Origin of the sequence: Thiorhodococcus drewsii AZ1 (assembly GCF_000224065.1) — a bacterium.
GTDB classification, from domain to species: domain Bacteria; phylum Pseudomonadota; class Gammaproteobacteria; order Chromatiales; family Chromatiaceae; genus Imhoffiella; species Imhoffiella drewsii.
In genome coordinates, this window is record NZ_AFWT01000018.1 from 82459 (window position 1) to 100384 (window position 17926).

The following is a 17926-nucleotide window of genomic DNA, read 5'->3' on the forward strand; positions in this document are numbered from 1 at the left end:
GGTCATTATGTACAGAGTTCGCCCGGGAACGATAGATGGACACTGACGACACGAGCACCAAGGCACAGTTGGATCTCGCGCGCCAACTGGTAGCGTATCTGGAGGCGGGTGAGGAGGATCAGGCGTCCGCAGTTATTCGGCAACTGCGGATTCCCCATGAGCGCGAGCTGTTCGACGAGCTCGGCAAATTGACACGGGACCTGCATGAGGCGTTGAACAGCTTTCGGGGTGACTCACGCCTCGTCGAACTCACTCGGGACGAAATCCCGGACGCCAAGGAGCGGCTGAACTACGTCGTCACCATGACTGAGCAGGCGACGCATCGCACGTTGAACGCCATCGACGAGGCGATGCCGGTGGCCGAGACGCTGCATTCCGGGTCGCTCGAATTGGCCGAGCGCTGGGCTCGCTTCCGCAACCGCGACCTGTCCGTCGACGAGTTCAGGGATCTGGCGCGCGATCTCGACGACCATTTCGCTCAGGCCGGTGCAGAGACCGAGCGTTTGCGCTCGCTCATCTCGGAAATCATGATGGCGCAGGATTTCCAGGATCTCACCGGGCAGATCATACGGCGCGTGATTCGGCTCGTGCACGAGGTTGAAGAGAATCTGGTCGGTTTGATTCGCCTATCAAGCGCCAAGATGGAGCCCGCGCAGCAACCGACGAAAGCGGTCAAGGAAAAAACGGCCGAGACAGTGGATCAGGAGGCCGTCGGTACCATGGGGCACGGCCCTGTCGTCCCCAACACCGTAGATGCGGCGGCGGATGTCGTCAGTGGGCAGGACGACGTTGACGCACTGCTTTCTAGTCTGGGCTTCTAGCCCGCGGACCTCTTTGGTGACCATGCATGGCAATCGATCCGAATGACGAGATTCTTCAAGACTTCCTGGTCGAGGCGGGAGAGTTGCTGGAGGCGCTCAACGAGCAGTTGATCGATCTGGAGCAGAATCCCGAGGATCGGGATCTGCTCAATGCGGTGTTCCGCAGTTTCCATACCATCAAGGGCGGGGCTGGATTCCTCAACCTCAATGCCCTGGTGGAGGTCTGTCATCACGCCGAGGACGTCTTCAATCTTTTGCGCAACAACCAGCGCAAGATCGATGCCTTTTTAATGGACACGGTCCTGCGGGTGTTGGACGTGCTCAACGTCATGTTCGGCGATCTCAAGATGGGTAAGGAGCCCGAGCATGCGCCACCGCAGCTGGTCGCCGCGCTTGCTGGGCTGGCCTCTCCCGATGCGGCACCGGCCGCGCCGCAGGCTCCGCCGCCGTCGCGTCCCGAGCCTGAACCTGAACCCGTGCCCGAGATGTCCGATGCGTCTGAATCCCCGGACGATATCACCGAGGACGAGTTCGAGGCGTTGCTCGATGCCTTGCCGCGAGATGGCAGTACCGCTGCTGGTGATTCAGCTGCCGAGCAGGCACCCGCATCGCCACCGCCGGAGGGTGGTGAGGGTGCGTCGTCCGATCTGATCACGGAGGATGAATTCGAGGCGCTCATCGACCAGTTACACGGAGGCGGCGCGCCGGTGGCTCCTGCGCCGAATTCGCCTGCTCCAGTGTCTGCGGCTCCTGTCGCTCGGCAAGTCACGTCGAAGGCGGCGGTATCCGCATCGTCCAATGCGCCACCTGTTGCCGACTCGGCGGCTCCCGTATCAGAGGTGGAGGCGGGCGGGAGGAATGCCCGTGTCTCGGTCGGTGAAACCTCGGTTCGCGTCGATACCCAACGACTAGACGAGATCATGAATCTGGTCGGCGAATTGGTGCTGGTGCGAAACCGCATGAGCATGTTGCGCACCCGAACAGCAGACGACGAGATTGGCAAGGCGATCGGCGCGCTGGCCCTGGTGACGGCCGACCTTCAGTCTGCGGTGATGAAGACGCGAATGCAGCCGATCAAGAAGGTGTTCAGCCGCTTTCCGCGTGTCGTGCGCGATTTGGCACGCAGCCTGGGGAAGGAGATCGAACTCGAAACCTTCGGGGAGGAGACGGACCTCGACAAGAATCTGGTCGAGGCGTTGGCCGATCCGCTCGTTCATCTCATCCGTAACGCGGTCGATCACGGTGTCGAGATGCCCGATGTGCGCGAGGCCAACGGCAAGCCGCGCAAGGGGACGGTGATTCTCGGTGCGGCCCAGGAGGGCGATCACATTTCGCTGCTCATCCAAGACGATGGGCGAGGCATGGATCCGGAGAAGCTTCGCGCCAAGGCGCTGGAAAAAGGGCTGCTGGACCCGGCCATGGTCGAACGGATGACGGATCGGGAGTCCTTCAATCTCATCTTCATGGCCGGATTCTCCACCAAGGAAGAAATTTCGGATGTCTCCGGTCGCGGCGTCGGCATGGATGTGGTCAAGACGCGCATTTCCCAGCTCAATGGCTCGGTCGAAATCGATTCGGTGCTGGGTGTGGGGACCAAGCTGCATGTCAAGTTGCCACTGACGCTGGCGATTCTTCCTGCGCTGATGGTGATCCTCGATGGCAGACGTTTTGCCATTCCATTAGCCTCTGTCTCCGAAATATTGGACCTGGATCTGACTCGGACCCATTTCGTCGACGACCAGGAGGCGATCATGGTTCGCAGCCATGCCTTGCCTCTCTACTACGTGTCGCGCTGGCTGCATCCCTACTCACTGATCGAGCCCCGATCGGATGCCCACGTTGTTGTGGTGCACGTCGGTCAGCGCAAGGTCGGTTTGGTGGTCGATGGGCTCGTGGGCCAGGAGGAGGTCGTGATCAAGCCGTTGGGGCGTGGTCTACAGGGCGTTCCAGGGCTTGCGGGGGCCACTATCACCGGTGATGGCGGCATTGCGTTGATCATTGATGTGCCCGAGCTTCTGACGCTGATGGGACGTCCAGGCTACGGCGGGCGCGCTGCGCGGGCGGAGCCGGCGATGCTGTCGGAGGCGGGGGGCTGATCGATGGCTTTGCGCGTCGTCGTGGTTGATGATTCGGGGTTTTTTCGACGGCGCATCGTCGAGATTCTCAACGCGGATATCGGTATCGAGGTGGTTGGCACCGCCGCGAACGGCATGGAGGCCATTGAAGTTGTCAAGCGGCTCGATCCAGATGTCGTGACGATGGACATCGAGATGCCGGTGATGGACGGTATTTCCGCCGTTCGTCGCATCATGGCCGAATCGCCAAGACCCATTCTCATGTTCTCGACGCTGACGACCGAGGGGGCTAAGGCGACCCTAGACGCTCTGGATGCGGGGGCGACCGATTTTCTGCCCAAACGTTTCAGCGAGATGGCCAAGGATGAGGATTCTGCCAAAATCCTGCTCCGCCGCCGTGTTCGGGCGCTGGGACGCAGTCGCGTAAGGACCGGCTCGCCGGTCCACGTGGAATCCCGTGATCGGGCAGCTCTTTCAGAGTCCGCTCCAGTGGTTACGCGATCGCCGGCTCCACCGCGTGCGCCGGTAGGAACCCTGCCGCTGCATTCGCTGCGCGCCGTCCTCATCGGGACCTCCACGGGGGGGCCGGTGGCCTTGCAGGAGGTCCTGAAAGGGCTGCCTAAGTCGTTTCCCTTGCCGATCGTTCTCGTGCAGCATATGCCGGCAAGTTTCACCCCGGCTTTCGCCGAGCGGTTGAATAGTCTGTGCCAGATCGAGGTCAAGGAGGCTGCGTCCGGTGACGTGCTCAAGCCTGGATGCGCCTTGCTCGCGCCTGGCGGACTTCAGATGGTCTTGGAGGGTGGCGGCCAGACTCGGATCCGAATTGAAGAAAGTCCGCTCGGTACCATCTACAAGCCAAGTGTCGATATCACCTTCAATTCGGCGGTTTCCGCGCTCAAGTCCCAGGTTTTGGCCGTCGTACTGACCGGAATGGGCGCGGATGGACGCGAGGGTTCGCGGGCGCTGAAGGGGCAAGGTGCGCATGTTTGGGCACAGGATGCGGCTTCATCCGTCGTGTTCGGGATGCCGGCCGCCGTTATCGATGCAGGACTGGCTGATCATATCTATTCGCTCAAGGATTTCGGACCGGCTCTGGTAAAGGGTTTCTGCTGACATGGATATCCTGAGCGTGGTGGGGATCCTTTTGGGTCTCGTCGCCATCTTGGGTGGGGCTATCGCCAAGGGAAGCAGTATCGGCGCACTCTGGAATTTGGCGGCGTTCCTCATCGTCGTCATCGGCACCCTCGGGGCCACCCTCGTCCAGGCGCGCGTTCCCGTGTTTCTACATGCCTTACGGATCTTCCCCTGGGTGTTCTTTCCAGCGAATCTAGATGCACGGGCGATGATCGAGCGGATCGTCGGCTGGTCGCTTCTGTCGAGAAAGGAAGGTCTGCTTGGGCTCGAAAACGCCTCCGATGTGGAGGAGGATCCCTTTATTCGTAAAGGTTTACAATTGCTTGTCGATGGTGTGGAACCCCAGTCGCTGCGACAGATACTTGAGTCCGACCTGGATAATCGAGAGGCGTTCGATCTGCAGGGTGCCAAGGTTTTCGAGAGCATGGGGATCTATTCGCCGACACTCGGCATCATCGGTGCGGTCATGGGGCTGATGGCCGTGATGCAGAATCTGGCGGATCCGAGCATGCTCGGCCATGGTATTGCCGCCGCCTTTGTCGCAACCATCTATGGGGTTGGCTTGGCCAATCTCTTTTTTTTGCCTGTGTCCAATAAGCTCAAGGGAATCGTTCAGGCGCGTGTGAATTATCAGGTCATGCTGCTCGAAGGATTGATCTCGATCGCAGAGGGTGAGAACCCGCGCAACATCGAGAACAAACTCAGCGGATTTATTCAGGGCTGAGGCACGGACTCATGGCGCGTCGGCGTAAGATCGAGGATCATGCGAATCACGAGGCTTGGGCAATTCCCTATGGCGATTTGGTCACCTTGCTCATGGCCTTTTTTGTGGTCATGTACGCGGTGTCCGTCGTGGACGTGGGCAAGTATCGGGTTCTGTCGAACTCCTTGGTCGAGGCGTTTGGTGCGCATGCGCCGATCGATCCGATCCAGATCGGAGACCCTAGCCTGGACTTGAATCTGCTGACGGATGACGTTCAGCGCTCGCTCGCGCCGCACGTGCTCGATAATTCCGGAGGTGATTCGCGCCAGGATGACGTAACCGTGATGGAGACGCGTTCGCCGACCGATGTTGCCATCGAGAGCGTGCTCGAAGGGGTCTCTGGTGGGAAGCGCGAGCGGATGCTGCGCGAGATCGCGGAGATGTCCGAAGAAATCGAGGGTGCGTTGGGGAAGCTCATTGCTCAGGGTGACATCCAGGTCAAGCGCAAGCCCTATTGGCTTGAGATTACCATCAATACGAACCTGTTGTTCAGCAGTGGATCCGCGACCCTTGAGTCCGACGCGCGTCCCGTGCTTCAGGATGTCGCCCGGATCCTTTCGAAGCGTGACGCACGCATCCATGTCGAGGGACATACCGACGATCGGCCGATCCGCAATTCGATCTATCCTTCGAACTGGGAACTCTCGTCCGGCCGAGCAGCCACGGTCGTCAATCTATTTGCCCAAAATGGGGTGGATCCCAAACGTATGGTGGCGATTGGGTATGCAGAATTTCAGCCCGTGGCCGATAACGATACGGAAGAAGGTCGATCGCAGAATCGCCGCGTTGCAGTGGTCGTATTGCCTGGACCTTCCCCGGATCGTGATGGGACGTCGGAGCCGGAGCGGCTCAGGCGTGATTACGAGGGGGAAGGGGGGGTCGGCGAGCTTCGCTGAGCGCCACAGTCCTAGACCTAGGCCTGGAGTATCGTCATCGTCCGACGGCACCCGATCATCAAGCGCTTTTGCTTAGACCCGAGAGGAAGCAATGACCACATCAGATTCTCAGAGCAAGAACCAGGGGCCGTCTTCGGCTTTCGTAACCTTTAGCTTGGCCGAGGAGACCTATGCCATCGACGTGCTTCAGGTGCAAGAAGTCCTGAAGCTCACCGATATCGCGCCCGTGCCGGGGGTTCCGGATTTCATCCTGGGCATCATCAATTTGCGTGGGGACGTGGTGACGGTGATTGACGCGCGGCGTCGTATGGCGCTGCCGGATCGAGAGCCAGATGACGCCTCTCGTATCGTCATCATCGACGTGGATAACCAGAATGTCGGTATTCTCGTCGATGCCGTCGCTGAGGTGGTACAGATCTCGCCCGATGCGGTCGATCCAGCGCCAGCCGTTGGCAACGACCAGACGAGCCGTTTTATTTTGGGTGTGACCAGCACGGAGGAGGGGCTCACGATCCTGATCGATCTGAACAAGCTGCTCTCCGATGAAGAATGGTCGATCGTCCGAGACGTCTAAACGCGTCCGGCGATGAGGGCGCTTCGGGCGTGTTTGGGTAGCATCTGCAGGCCTGGGGGATGGGCGTATCCCCTGGCCACTGGAGATTCGCATGAGTGATCCAATCAAGCCATTGCTGCCGGTCTCTCCTCAGAACCCATCGCGTTCCTCGGCCGATGAGCAAGACCGGAGTTTTGCCAAGTCGCCGTACTGGCCGCGCTCGTCGACTCAGCCTGTCGAGCGTCGCTCGGGCAATCGGCGCTTTGGAGAGCGAAGGCGTTCCGAGCGGCGTAAAAATGAACGTCGCTCCGACGATAGACGTACGGGTGAGCGCTTGTCCGATGATCGGCGAGACGTGGATCGGCGTGGTGTGGACCGGCGGGCCTCGGACCGTCGATCAAGTGATCGGCGCGGTTTATCAAAAAACAGCACGCGAAAATTCGCTCAGTCTGGTGTCTCCAAATCGGGCAACGGGCCGGACAAAAAGCGGCGACGCCGTCTGGGCATCATCGATGAGTACGTTTGAGCGGCGGACTTCGAAGGTTGCTAGGGCTGAAAGGCCCGTGGTGGACCCGGCATGATGTCCGGCATAGACATTCCCTCTTCGGTGGTGCTTGTTTTGGGGAGTGTGGCATTTGTGCTCGCGGCCTTCGGTTTGGTGATCATCGTTCGTCTTTCTCGGACCGTGAAGCGGCTGCGGGATCAGGTGCACGAACTCAAGCGAGATCAGCAGCGCCAGAGTACGACCCTCCTGTCCTTGCACGGCGCCATGAAAACCATCTCCGAAGACGTGATCAGCCATGGACAAATTCAATCCTCGGTGAGACGGACGCTTGAACGTTTGGTGGACCAGCAGAGCCAGATGCAGCTGCGCGAGGTGGATGAGGGGTTGTATCCGCAGGCGATCCAACTCATTCAGGACGGTCGAGGGCGTGATGAGGTCCAACGGCTTTGTTCCCTGACCGATTCGGAGGCGGATCTTCTGTTCAGTCTGCATGCCCCAGGGGCGGTCGTTACGAAAGGGTCGCGGACTGCTTCGTCACGAGATCGATGATACGAATTGCGTCGACTTCCGGGCGTCAACAAAGGGCGCTTGGCTGGCTGTTCTCCTCAATGCAGAGACTCACGCGTCTTGAGAGGGGGGGCGAAGATCCGGTTGGCGGGGGTCGATGCCTTCCAGCATGAAGATGAAGGCGAGCACCTCGGCGACCGCGATATAGAGTTCCTTGGGGATTTCGTCACCAATGGGAATCTGGGCCAGCGCCTCCACGAGGGCCGGGTCCGATTGCAGTGGAATGTCATGGGCCTCGGCGATCTGGAGGATTTGCTCGGCGGTGGTGCCGCTGCCCGTCGCCGTGATCTGTGGGGCGCCTTGCCCATCCCAGCGCAGTGCGACCGCCTTCGATGCAGCGAACAGGCTTGGTCTCTTTTCCTTCATGCGTGATCGTCTAGTAGGGACGATGCGGAGTCCCGGAGTGGATCGGTGGTCGCTTCTGGGCGATAGCCGGCGTGCAAGCTGCCAACATCGAGTTCTCTATCCCTCAGTTGAGTGCGGAGCTGCTCCAGGTTGCGCTGCAATATCTCCGCTCCCTGGCGATTCTCGCTGTTGAGAGAGGCGTTCAGGCGGCCGCCTCTCAGATGCAGATGGATATTGAGTGATCCAAGTTTCTGCAAGTCGAGCCGAAGTTTCATATCCCAACCAGGCTCCTGCTCCCTAGACCTTCCTTTTTTTCGTCGGATGTCCGCCTGGATTGGCATAACCCTGTCTTCCGTTCGTAACGGCAGTTCTAGTATCCAGCGTGGCTCTTGCGGATCTCGATCCAGGGATTGCAGCTGTTGCGTGACCAGCTGCTTGATCATTCCATCTACGTCACGGGCGAGCGTGCGCGTCAGGTTTTCATCGAATGGATGTCGAGCTTTGAGCGTCTGTGATTGCTCGTTGACCGGCAAGCGTTCGGCAGGGTCTTCCTGCCCTGCAGGCGGTATGCGTTGGCTCGTACGCTCAGTCGCATCGGTGGCTCCCAACGTAGCGGAGCGGTTTCCTGTCGCGGGGCGAGCTTGATCGCTTCCGTTGTCCAAAGATCCATTCTTGGCGCCTTTTGTTTCGAGTGGTATCTGACGCTCTGGGGCTAGCTTCTGTTCGATTTCTGGATCGACGGAGGTTCCGGTCGGGGTTGAAGGTGTCGGCTGGAGAGGCGTGTCTCCAGGGCGGCCTTGGGTGTTTAATTGCTGAGCGACCGCCTGTTTGATGATTTCGTGCGCTTTTCGTGTTAAAGCCCGGAACAGATTTTCCTCGAATGGGCGTTGAGTGTGTGTCGTTGCGGCTTCCTTGGTGGCCGTTGAGTCCCCGGTCGGGTCTCTTTGGTCTCTGGAACCGGTTTGGTTGCCTCGGTTCTCCGTCAGCACGTCCCCAGCACGTTTCGTATCGAGTTGCTTCGTTTCGAGCGATATCAGACGTTCTGGCGCTGATTGTCGTTCGACTGTCTGAGCCGGCAAGGCTTCCATTTGCTTCGAGGGTATCGACCGAGAGACTGAGGCAGGCGTTTGTCCAGTATCCTGTGTTTGCGGGTTTCGTCCAGATTTTGCTGTCGCAGTCTGATCTTCGCCCGGCGAGGGTTGCGGCTGCTGGTTGCTCGGGATTTTATTCAACCCTGCGTGCTGTTGAGTTTGGCCAGAGTTTGGGCGATCAGGGGAGGGCCGGAAGCCTTGAGAGTGGGCGTCGAGATTCGTGCGTCTCAGGTGATTGGCGAGCAGGAGCAAGCGCGCTTTGAGGTCTTGCTCGATGTTCCTGCGTTCGCCTGGCTCCAATGCGGCTCGCGCCAAGGTCGCTTCCAACCAGATCCCAGCCCCTGCGATTGCCTTGCTGAGACGGTCGGGATCGGTGAGATCCGCAGGGCGGGCGAGTCCTTCGAGAATAGACTCGAACAGTCGGGTTATCGATGGTGGGCTGGCTGCGACCGGTTGAGTGTGCGTCCGCGTTCGCACCTGGGTCTGGTTGGTCAGCCAGGTCTCAAGTGTCTTTGCAAGTGGTTGCGACTGAGGTAAATGGCGTCGGAGTTGTGCGTCCATCCATTGAGGTGTGCCGGCGCTGGGTTGGAGCGCTATGCCTTCCGTTCTGGTGCTTGGGTTGGTTTGTAGCTTCAGGACGAGCGCTGGAGTGACACTCACGACATCGGCGGTCAACCGATTGGCGATCGGCCGAGCGGCGCCTCCGGCTGCGCGATTTTCGGGTGGGTCGGTGACGAGGATCCGTGCCTGAATGGGTTTGGACCAGCCGCCATTGGTGTCCGCTAAACGGACTCGAATGTCTGTCATGCCGGAGGGCAGCTCCTGGGCGAGCTGGATTTCGAGTTTGGCGCCGACAGTGATGGTGTCTGGCAGCTCGGCGCGACTGAGCTGATTAACGCCGCTCGTCGAGTTGGGAGTGCCGATTGCGGTTGGAATGGAGGGCGGGATGGGCTGATTCATGGAGTGGCTTCGATATCGATCACAACATGCACGGCCTTCGCCGACTGTGCGAAATCTCAGCCTCCAGCGCGTCGCGCTTTCCTTTGAACATGGCTGCGGATCATCGGCACGATGCGGTCGTGCCGGCTAGGCTCGCGCACAGCTGGAGATGCGCCATATCGAGGTCGTCGAACTTCATGCCGATTCCCGCGCCTCAATGCCGAATCCTTTGGGCAACCTTGGGACGCGCGGTTCGCGGATGGTCAGGCACGGCTGATGGTGCGACTCTGGTGTGTCGGCGACGTCTTGCGCCCATAGGGATCATAGGTGGTCGATTGACCATCGTCTCCGCTGAGGAGTCGTAGCGACATGGCAACGCGCTTCCGGCCTCGTTCGATCAGGCGACCATTGGACTCGTTGAGGCGGTTGCAGCGATCGATCGTCGCTCTCAATGTCGACCAGCGATTCGATAGGTCATTGCTTGGATCAAGCGCGTGGAAGAACAGTTCGATGCCCGCCGGGGTGAAGGCATGATTGGCACTCTCCACCCAATGCTTCTGCTGGGTCGTCTCCTGCTCAAGACGTTCGATTAACAGCTGTTTTTCGGTCAGAATGGACTGCAGTCGATCGATATGCCGCGAGGCCAAGATCTCGGTCTCCTGAAGCAGCAGCTTCTCCAGTTCCTGCATGAATTGGAGCGACTGCTCGATCGATTGTGAGAACGCGGTGATCTGATCCATTCAGGTATGCTCTTCGAGTGATGCGTACGTTGTCGGCGCCGCTTCTAGCCCATGTGTCCGTCGGGCCGCAGAGTGATTCCGAGAGGTTGCGTGGGCCGACGCATCGCCTCATGCCGCTTCGATTTGTATTTCAGCTATCTTGATCAGGTTAGACTCTCTGAGTCGAGTATGCTTTCGGCAAGCCGTGTGTTATCGATAGGATAGTTGCCGTCGGCGAGCGCGGCCTTAATGCTCTCGACCTTTTCGCTGTCATAGGGCACCGTTTTGGCGCCCTCCATCGCTGCGTTCAATACCCGGGCCGTTTGGGTGATTGTTAGCGAGTCAGTGGAGGGGCTGGGGGCTGCATCGGATTGTTTGGAATCTCTGTCGCCGACACGCGTGTTTGCCCCTGTGCTCGTGGCTTCAGGCAATCGGGTGCTGCTAGGTAGAAGATTCTTGATGTCCATGGGTGGATCCGAGTCTTGATAAGGTGCTTGCCTGAGATATCGGCCGCAATTGGAAAAACTGTAGAGCAAATACCATCTCAGGTCGATAGAAACGCCAGACTCGGATCACATTGTGATATGCACTCCGCCCGTAGGGTCGACGATGCCTTCGACGATGCGTTTTGACGAACGGTTACGAACCCGGATGCGCTCTCCTTCTTGGCCGTCTTCCAGCGCGATACCCTTCATGCGCACGGTCAATCCTGGGCGTGTCGCGTAGAGTGTCACCAATTGTCCACGCTCAACCAGGCGAGGTTGGGTCAGGTGTCCGGGCAGGACGACTTGACCGGGCGTCAGTGCGCGGCGCGTTTGCAGTCCGACGACCGATTTAAAATCCGAGAAATATCCTCTGCTCAGCCTGGACATCTCGGTGCGCTCGATGCGCAGATCGCTGGGCTGGATCGTTTGTTTATTGGAAATCGGACGCGCTACGACGACGGCATCGGCATAGCGCTCGATCCTAACGGGGACGAAGATCGACCAGGAGACGGGCGCGCTGCAGCGGACATTCACCGTCGTGTTTCCGCTGGTTCGGCCACCCGGCGCCATCTGCGCCGTTGGCGGATGGGCGCAGCGCCGAAGCTGCAGACGGCTATCCAGACGTCCGATTTCGATGCGCGTATCGGCATTGCGATCTGCCGCTAGGGTTTCGGTGAGAAAGGCTCGCGCGGACTCAAGGATGCGTTCCAGAGGCTCTGATTCGTTGGCTGCGGTCGTGGCCAAGGGCAAGATCGTCAGGGCAAGGATGAACAGGAGCTGGTGCATCCGGCGTCCGAGCGGTATGGACGACTGATCGTTGATAATCCTCATCGGCTGTTGCCTGGCTAGTGGAGCGTTATGCTCGGCAATGCACGAATTACGCCGACCGATCCGCAAATCCGCATCATGCCTGTCTCTTGAAGTCGCTGGGGTAGGCTATCATGCTGCTAGACTAATTTAGATCCAATCAGATTTTAGATCTAATCCGAGCAGATCCAACCATGGCCGATTGCGACTAGGAGGCGGAGGGATGAGTCAGTTTATTGACGATGTCGATCAGCGAACCCGTTTGGTGGGGCAGAACCGCATGGAGCTCCTGCTGTTCCACCTGGGGGGCAAGCAGACATTTGGCATCAACGTCTTCAAGGTTCGAGAGGTCATCGCCAAGCCCAAGCTGATGCATCTCCCAGGCTCCAGTCCGGTCGTTACCGGCGTTGCCAATATTCGCGGACGGACGGTGTCGGTCATCGATCTCGCTCATGCGATCGGCTTTGCTGCTCAGCCCGTTGACGAGGCGCAGGATGCGAAGGTCATCGTGACCGAGTTCAACCGCTCGGTCCAGGGTTTCTGGGTTTCGGCGGTCGATCGGATCGTCAATGTGAGCTGGGAGACCGTGAAGCCGCCGCCTCATGGAACCGAGCGCGAGAGCTATCTGGTCGCCGTCACCGAGGTCGATCAGCGGTTGGTTGAGATCATCGATGTCGAGCGGGTGTTCGCCCAGGTCAATAAGCTCAAGGTCGATGTATCGGAGGAGATGCAGAAGCAGGCCGAGGAGGTGTCGCACGATCGGCGTATCCTCATCGTCGACGATTCGCTCGTGGCGCGCAAGCAGGTCGAGCGTGCCATCGTGGAACTCGGCTTCCGCACCGAGACACGTTCCGACGGTCGGGCTGCCTTGGAATTCCTTGAGGAGCTGGCAGCTGAGGACGCAGTGGATACCTCGATCGAGATGGTGATCACCGACATCGAGATGCCACGGATGGACGGCTATACCTTGACCCGTAAAATCCGGGAGAATAGCAAGCTCAAACACCTGCGTGTCATTCTGCATTCGTCGTTGAGCGGTCAGTTCAATGTCGATATGGTCAAACGGGCTGGGGCCGATGATTTCCTCGCCAAATTCGACCCTGACGAGCTGAGCGCGACGGTGCTTCGGTATGTCGAGAGAGCTGACTGATAATGCCTTTGGATCCGTTTCGGATGACAAGCCAGCCTGCGGGGCGTTTCACCCCGATGCCCTCGGGATTGATGCGGTGTTCGCGAGCGGGACATCGGCTCTTCTGCGCACACCCGGAGGTCGATGCTATGGGTCCAAGAGCTATCGCAAGGTTACACCGTGATTGATGCGCAGGATTATGCCGAGTTTGCCCGGTTCCTTTCGGAATGTTGCGGTTTGGTGTTGGGCGAGAATCGTCAGTATCTCGTCTCAAGTCGGCTGTCGCGTCTTTTGGACGAATTCGGATTCAAGGATGTCGGAGCGCTGCTGAAATCGTTGCGGCAGACCAAAAATCCGGCGCTCAAATCGCGGGTCATCGACGCCATGACGACCAACGAGACATCGTGGTTTCGGGACGTTTATCCCTTTGAAATCCTGCGCCAAGTGGTGCTTCCTGAGCTGGCGGCCAAGCAAAAGCCGATCAAGATCTGGTCCGCAGCCTGTTCCAGCGGGCAAGAACCCTACAGTATCTCCATGGTGGTTGCTGAGTTGGCGGCTGCCTCCCCGCTCAAGAACGTCTCCGTCAGCATTTTGGCGACCGATCTATCTGAGAGCGTTCTGAGCGAGGCGCGTACCGGTCTGTATGATGGTTTGAGTATCGTTCGCGGCTTGAGTCCAGAGCGCCGTCAGCGTTTCTTCGAAACGGTGAAGAATGGCCACCAGATCAAGCCGGACATCCAGCGACGGGTGCGGTTTCAAAAGCTGAATCTCATGGATTCTTACGCGATGCTCGGTAAATTCGACATCGTGTTCTGCCGAAACGTGCTCATCTATTTCTCCGCCGAGACGAAGCGCCGGATTTTTGACGGCATTGCGCGCCAGATGGATCCAGGCGGTTATCTCTTCGTTGGCGCCTCCGAGGCGGTCGGGTCCTATACCGACGCCTTCGAGATCATCCGCGCCCCACAGGGCACCATGTTGCGTCGTCGTTGAGGGTACGTGCGTTTCCCCTTTCCCAACTGATTCCTGCTGGATCCCTCCCTTGATCTCCTGAATTTCGGTTATGGCATGCGGGTTGCAGATAGCTAATAAAGCTATTTGCGGGACCTACATGCCATGAGCCTCTCAATCGACAAAGCCTTCGGTATTCTTCCAGCGGCCGTCAAGCTGCAGGCACGTCGCTCTGAACTGCTCGCCTCCAATCTGGCTAACGTCGACACGCCCGACTACAAATCGCGCGATTTCGATTTCAAGGCCACGTTGGCGGCGATCGAGGGCAAGGGCAACGCCTTGCCGCTGGAGCGGACACAGTCCTCTCATATCCCTTTGAGCTTTCCCGACGAGAACACGCACCCCGATCTGCTCTATCGTATTCCCGCCCAGCCGGCGCTTGATGGCAACACCGTGGATCCGCAGTTGGAGCGGGCGGCCTTTGCCGAGAATACCATGCTGTATCAGAGCTCACTCGAATTCTTGGATCGGCGTGTTTCCGGTATTCGTTCCGCCTTGAGGAAGGAGTGATCCATGAGCAATCTGTTTAGCGTCTTCAATACCTCCGCCTCGGCCTTGACTGCACAATCCGTGCGCCTGAATACCGTGGCCTCGAATTTGGCAAATGCGAATACTGTCGCGTCGAATCCGGAGGCCGCCTATAAATCGAAGCAGGTGTTGTTTCAAACGATGTTGGATCAAGAGGATCCCGATGGCGTCGCTATGCCTGTTCGCGTCTCCGGAATACTCGATTCGGACGCGAAGCCGTTTCCCTCTTACGAGCCGAATCATCCTCAGGCGAATCAGGATGGCTATGTCTTTCATGCGGCCGTCAATGTTGTCGAGGAAATGGCTAATATGATGTCGGCCTCCAGAAGTTATGAGGCGAATGTCGAGGTGATGACGACCACGCGTGAGTTGCTTCAGCGCACGCTTCAGATTGGCAAGGGCTAGAGGCGGATCTCATGACTGAAGTAAACAGTGATTATCTGCGTAGCTTGGGGTTGACTGGCAGTAACACGAAGGCCTCGAATACCTCAGCTACGGGTAGTTTTTATACTGCGACCGGTAGCGGGAAGAGTGATCTTGGACAGGAAGAATTTCTCAATTTAATGATTACTCAGATGACGAATCAGGATCCGATGGAGCCTATGGAGAATACGGATTTCATCGCCCAAATGGCGCAGTTTTCGAGTTTGACCGGCATCAATGAGTTGACGAAATCATTCGAAACTCTGTCGCAGAGCTTATTGCAGGGTCAGGCATTGCAGGCGGCAGCATTGGTTGGGGGGAACGTCTTGGTTCCCGCCGATTCCGCAGAGTTGGAAGAGGGTGAAGGGGTCGATGGGGCGATCAGTCTCGAATCCAGCGCGCAGGATGTCACCGTGAATATCTATGATGATGGTGGTCAGTTGGTTCGGACGCTCGATCTCGGGACGCTGAGTGCGGGACTGCAGGATTTCTCTTGGGACGGCTATGGGGAAGACGGCGAAGCAGCTCCTGCGGGAACCTATAGCTTTGAGGTGACGGGGCAGGCTGATGGGGAAACAGAGGCGTTTATACCGCTTCTTGAGGGAGAGGTTCAGAGTGTTTTCACCGATAGCGTAAATGGAGGCTTGATCTTGAAATTAAAAGAAATAGGGGATGTCCGTTTTAGCGATGTGTTTCGTATCGGCTAAATTAGTCTGTTGCGGATACTGCCGTCTCGTGGGAGGCGAGATCCCGTTCGATCTGGTGTCTTGATATCGGCTGGCATGATCTAATTAAGTGAGGGTGGAATTTCGTGAAATTCAGAGATGTCAATCGTATCGGCTGAGGCCGGAAAACTGCGTTGCGCTCCGGCGCTCATTGCAAATCAACCACTGAAAAACATGAAGGAGTAACCTCATGCCTTTTAATATCGGATTGAGCGGATTGAATGCGGCAGCGGCCGATCTCAAAACGACCGGTAACAATATCGCGAATGTTGCGACTACTGGATTTAAACAGTCACGCACCGAGTTTGGCGACATCTTTACCCGTTCTTATGGGACCATCAGTCGGACCAATAGCGGTGCCGGTGTGCGGGTCGTCGCAACGACGCAGCAATTCACACAGGGGACACTTGAGTTCTCTGGAAACAGTCTCGACTTGTCCATCACTGGGCGCGGATTTTTCGTTCTGAACAGCGCGGGGAATAACGATAATGTTTATACGCGTGCCGGAGCGATTCAGGTGGATAATGAGGGGTATCTCGTCAATAACGGGGCGCCCCCATTACGTATTCAAGGTTTTCCGCCTGTTGATCCGAGCGATCCGAATAGTGCTTTTCAGACCGGATTGCTTTCCGATATGCAGCTCAATCTGGCTGATTCGCCGCCGCGTTCCTCCTCTGAAGTCAACGCGCAGATCAATCTGCGCTCCGATGCTATGGAGCCACTCGATAATGAGGATCCGCCAGTGCGGATTCCTTTTGATACCACCGATCCGGATAGTTACAACTTTTCGACATCAACTACGATTTACGATTCTCTTGGTACTCCGCTGGCATTGACGACATTCTTTGTCAAAACAGATGTGGCTGGCGCGTGGGAGATGTACACCAACGTGGATGGCGTCACTGTTACCCCAGACGATCCGCCAGAAGATGCTCCTATTGGTCCAACAACGGTCTCATTCGATACAAATGGTAAGATGACTAGTCCGGCTCTTCTAACGCAGCCAGATTTGGATGATCCGTCTAATACACATGTACCGATTGAGTTGGACCTGACTGGTTATATGCCGCTATCGAATAACGCCAGACTGGGTTCTATCGACCCGGAGACGGGGGAGGGCGACGGAATCATTAAGCTGGATTTAAGCGGGACTACCCAGTATGGTCAAAAATATGCCGTTAGTAGTTTGGAGCAAGATGGCTACACCACGGGCCGCATCACGGGTGTCGATGCCGACGAGGAGGGGGTGCTGTTCGTCCGTTATTCAAACGGTCGGGCGCTGCCGCTCGGTCAAGTGGCGCTGGCCGATTTCGACAATACGCAGGGACTCCAGCAGATCGGCGACACCTCCTGGGCCGAGACCACCGCCTCTGGCAATCCGGTGATCTTCTCGCCTGGTACCGGCAGCTTGGGCAACATCCAAGGTGGTGCGCTAGAGACCTCGAACGTCGACCTGGCGACCGAGCTGGTTCATCTGATTACCGCTCAGCGCAACTATCAGGCGAATTCGAAGACCATCAGCGCGGCCGATACCATTACCCAGGCCATTCTGAATATCCAATAACCCTGTTCGTCCAGTCTCGTCACTGGATGCAGGACGTCGCGGGTGGGTTCGGTAGAACTGCCCGCGACGGCCTGACCGGACAGCCTACCAGGAGCCGACACCATGGATCGTTTTCTCTATCTCGCGATGTCAGGCGCCAAGGAGACGGCCTACGGGCAGGCCATCAACAACCACAACCTGGCGAATGCGACGACCCATGGTTTTCGTCAGGCGCTCGGGGATGCCTACACGGTTCCGGATCGTGGTCCCGTGTATGACTCCAGGGATTACGTGCAGGTCAGGGACGAGGTCATCGATTTCAGTCACGGCGCCTTGCAGAGCACCGGTCGTGATCTCGACCTCGCGATCGAGGGCGAGGGTTTCATTGCCGTTCAAGCCCCAGATGGTGGTGAGGCCTATACGCGTGCCGGCAATCTGCATATCGACACGACGGGCATTCTGCGCACGGATCGCGGCTTGCCGGTTCTGGGAGACGGAGGGGGGCCGATCGCCATACCGCCCAACGAGAGTCTGCTGATTGGGACCGACGGCACCATCACCATTCGCCCGTTGGGGTCCAATCCGAATGCCCTGGCCGCCGTCGATCGGATTCGTTTAGTGAACCCCGACCTCGCGACCTTGAAGCGAGCAGAAGATGGCCTGATTCGTGCTGGAAATGGTCAGGAACCGCCGGCGGATGCCAACGTTCGGGTCATCACCGGCATGCTAGAGACGAGCAACGTCAATACCGTGGCGGCTCTGACCCGAATGATCGAGCTGTCTCGTCATTTCGAGACCCAGATCAAGATGATGGAGGCCGCCGACAATGTTGAGAAGACCCACAATCGTTTGCTGGCCAACAGTTGA

Annotated in this window: 20 protein-coding genes; 14 read left to right on the plus strand and 6 right to left on the minus strand. The window is 58.0% G+C overall.

Annotated elements, in window-relative coordinates; translation table 11 throughout:
* Positions 1-35: 35 nt before the first annotated feature.
* The 6 genes from THIDRDRAFT_RS13560 to THIDRDRAFT_RS13585 all read left to right on the plus strand — a co-directional run bounded on the left by THIDRDRAFT_RS13560 (position 36) and on the right by THIDRDRAFT_RS13585 (position 6263).
* On the plus strand, positions 36-821 hold the full coding sequence (locus THIDRDRAFT_RS13560; protein ID WP_007041428.1) for a protein phosphatase CheZ: 786 nt from the start codon (positions 36-38) through the stop codon (positions 819-821).
* Positions 822-847: 26 nt separating this feature from the next.
* Positions 848-2917: a chemotaxis protein CheA gene (locus THIDRDRAFT_RS13565; protein ID WP_007041429.1), complete on the plus strand. Its 2070-nt coding sequence runs from the start codon at positions 848-850 to the stop codon at positions 2915-2917.
* Between the two features lie 3 nt (positions 2918-2920).
* Positions 2921-4009: a protein-glutamate methylesterase/protein-glutamine glutaminase gene (locus THIDRDRAFT_RS13570; protein ID WP_007041430.1), complete on the plus strand. Its 1089-nt coding sequence runs from the start codon at positions 2921-2923 to the stop codon at positions 4007-4009.
* A gap of 1 nt (position 4010) precedes the next feature.
* Positions 4011-4754 (plus strand): flagellar motor protein, encoded by a 744-nt coding sequence (locus THIDRDRAFT_RS13575; protein ID WP_007041431.1) that lies wholly within the window; start codon positions 4011-4013, stop codon positions 4752-4754.
* Between the two features lie 11 nt (positions 4755-4765).
* Positions 4766-5689, plus strand: coding sequence for a flagellar motor protein MotD (gene motD / locus THIDRDRAFT_RS13580; protein ID WP_007041432.1), 924 nt, complete (start codon positions 4766-4768; stop codon positions 5687-5689).
* 91 nt (positions 5690-5780) lie between these two features.
* Positions 5781-6263: a chemotaxis protein CheW gene (locus THIDRDRAFT_RS13585; protein WP_007041433.1), complete on the plus strand. Its 483-nt coding sequence runs from the start codon at positions 5781-5783 to the stop codon at positions 6261-6263.
* Positions 6264-6660: 397 nt separating this feature from the next.
* Here THIDRDRAFT_RS13585 and THIDRDRAFT_RS26775 read toward each other — a convergent pair whose 3' ends face one another.
* Positions 6661-7044 carry a hypothetical protein gene (locus tag THIDRDRAFT_RS26775; RefSeq protein ID WP_245535849.1) on the minus strand — a complete coding sequence of 128 codons (384 nt, stop codon included), beginning with the start codon at positions 7042-7044 and terminating at the stop codon, positions 6661-6663.
* On the opposite strand from THIDRDRAFT_RS26775, the gene THIDRDRAFT_RS26780 reads away from it, so the two are divergent.
* Positions 7012-7296 carry a DUF2802 domain-containing protein gene (locus tag THIDRDRAFT_RS26780; protein WP_245535850.1) on the plus strand — a complete coding sequence of 95 codons (285 nt, stop codon included), beginning with the start codon at positions 7012-7014 and terminating at the stop codon, positions 7294-7296. The two genes, THIDRDRAFT_RS26775 and THIDRDRAFT_RS26780, sit on opposite strands and share 33 nt — an antisense overlap.
* Positions 7297-7365: 69 nt before the next feature.
* Here THIDRDRAFT_RS26780 and THIDRDRAFT_RS13595 read toward each other — a convergent pair whose 3' ends face one another.
* From THIDRDRAFT_RS13595 to flgA, 5 genes are all read right to left on the minus strand, one after another.
* Positions 7366-7680, minus strand: a complete 315-nt coding sequence (locus THIDRDRAFT_RS13595; RefSeq protein ID WP_007041435.1) for an EscU/YscU/HrcU family type III secretion system export apparatus switch protein — start codon at positions 7678-7680, stop codon at positions 7366-7368.
* Positions 7677-9710: a flagellar hook-length control protein FliK gene (gene fliK / locus THIDRDRAFT_RS13600; RefSeq protein ID WP_040844846.1), complete on the minus strand. Its 2034-nt coding sequence runs from the start codon at positions 9708-9710 to the stop codon at positions 7677-7679. The genes THIDRDRAFT_RS13595 and fliK overlap by 4 nt, the downstream gene beginning before the upstream one ends.
* Positions 9711-9952: 242 nt before the next feature.
* Positions 9953-10429 carry a flagella synthesis protein FlgN gene (locus tag THIDRDRAFT_RS13605; RefSeq protein ID WP_007041437.1) on the minus strand — a complete coding sequence of 159 codons (477 nt, stop codon included), beginning with the start codon at positions 10427-10429 and terminating at the stop codon, positions 9953-9955.
* Between the two features lie 143 nt (positions 10430-10572).
* Positions 10573-10875 carry a flagellar biosynthesis anti-sigma factor FlgM gene (flgM, locus tag THIDRDRAFT_RS13610; protein ID WP_007041438.1) on the minus strand — a complete coding sequence of 101 codons (303 nt, stop codon included), beginning with the start codon at positions 10873-10875 and terminating at the stop codon, positions 10573-10575.
* A gap of 105 nt (positions 10876-10980) precedes the next feature.
* Positions 10981-11724, minus strand: a complete 744-nt coding sequence (gene flgA / locus THIDRDRAFT_RS13615; RefSeq protein ID WP_007041439.1) for a flagellar basal body P-ring formation chaperone FlgA — start codon at positions 11722-11724, stop codon at positions 10981-10983.
* 199 nt (positions 11725-11923) lie between these two features.
* Here flgA and THIDRDRAFT_RS13620 point away from each other — a divergent pair, with 199 nt between their 5' ends.
* The 7 genes from THIDRDRAFT_RS13620 to flgF all read left to right on the plus strand — a co-directional run bounded on the left by THIDRDRAFT_RS13620 (position 11924) and on the right by flgF (position 17926).
* Positions 11924-12850: a chemotaxis protein gene (locus THIDRDRAFT_RS13620; protein ID WP_007041440.1), complete on the plus strand. Its 927-nt coding sequence runs from the start codon at positions 11924-11926 to the stop codon at positions 12848-12850.
* Positions 12851-13009: 159 nt separating this feature from the next.
* Positions 13010-13822: a CheR family methyltransferase gene (locus tag THIDRDRAFT_RS13625; protein WP_040844886.1), complete on the plus strand. Its 813-nt coding sequence runs from the start codon at positions 13010-13012 to the stop codon at positions 13820-13822.
* A 123-nt stretch (positions 13823-13945) separates the two neighbouring features.
* Positions 13946-14350, plus strand: coding sequence for a flagellar basal body rod protein FlgB (gene flgB, locus THIDRDRAFT_RS13630; protein ID WP_007041442.1), 405 nt, complete (start codon positions 13946-13948; stop codon positions 14348-14350).
* A 3-nt stretch (positions 14351-14353) separates the two neighbouring features.
* The gene (gene flgC, locus THIDRDRAFT_RS13635; protein WP_007041443.1) at positions 14354-14773 is read left to right on the plus strand and encodes a flagellar basal body rod protein FlgC; all 420 of its coding nucleotides are present in this window, start codon (positions 14354-14356) and stop codon (positions 14771-14773) included.
* A gap of 11 nt (positions 14774-14784) precedes the next feature.
* Positions 14785-15498, plus strand: coding sequence for a flagellar hook assembly protein FlgD (locus tag THIDRDRAFT_RS13640; RefSeq protein WP_007041444.1), 714 nt, complete (start codon positions 14785-14787; stop codon positions 15496-15498).
* Between the two features lie 208 nt (positions 15499-15706).
* Positions 15707-17080: a flagellar hook protein FlgE gene (flgE, locus tag THIDRDRAFT_RS13645; protein WP_007041445.1), complete on the plus strand. Its 1374-nt coding sequence runs from the start codon at positions 15707-15709 to the stop codon at positions 17078-17080.
* Between the two features lie 102 nt (positions 17081-17182).
* The gene (gene flgF / locus THIDRDRAFT_RS13650; RefSeq protein WP_007041446.1) at positions 17183-17926 is read left to right on the plus strand and encodes a flagellar basal-body rod protein FlgF; all 744 of its coding nucleotides are present in this window, start codon (positions 17183-17185) and stop codon (positions 17924-17926) included.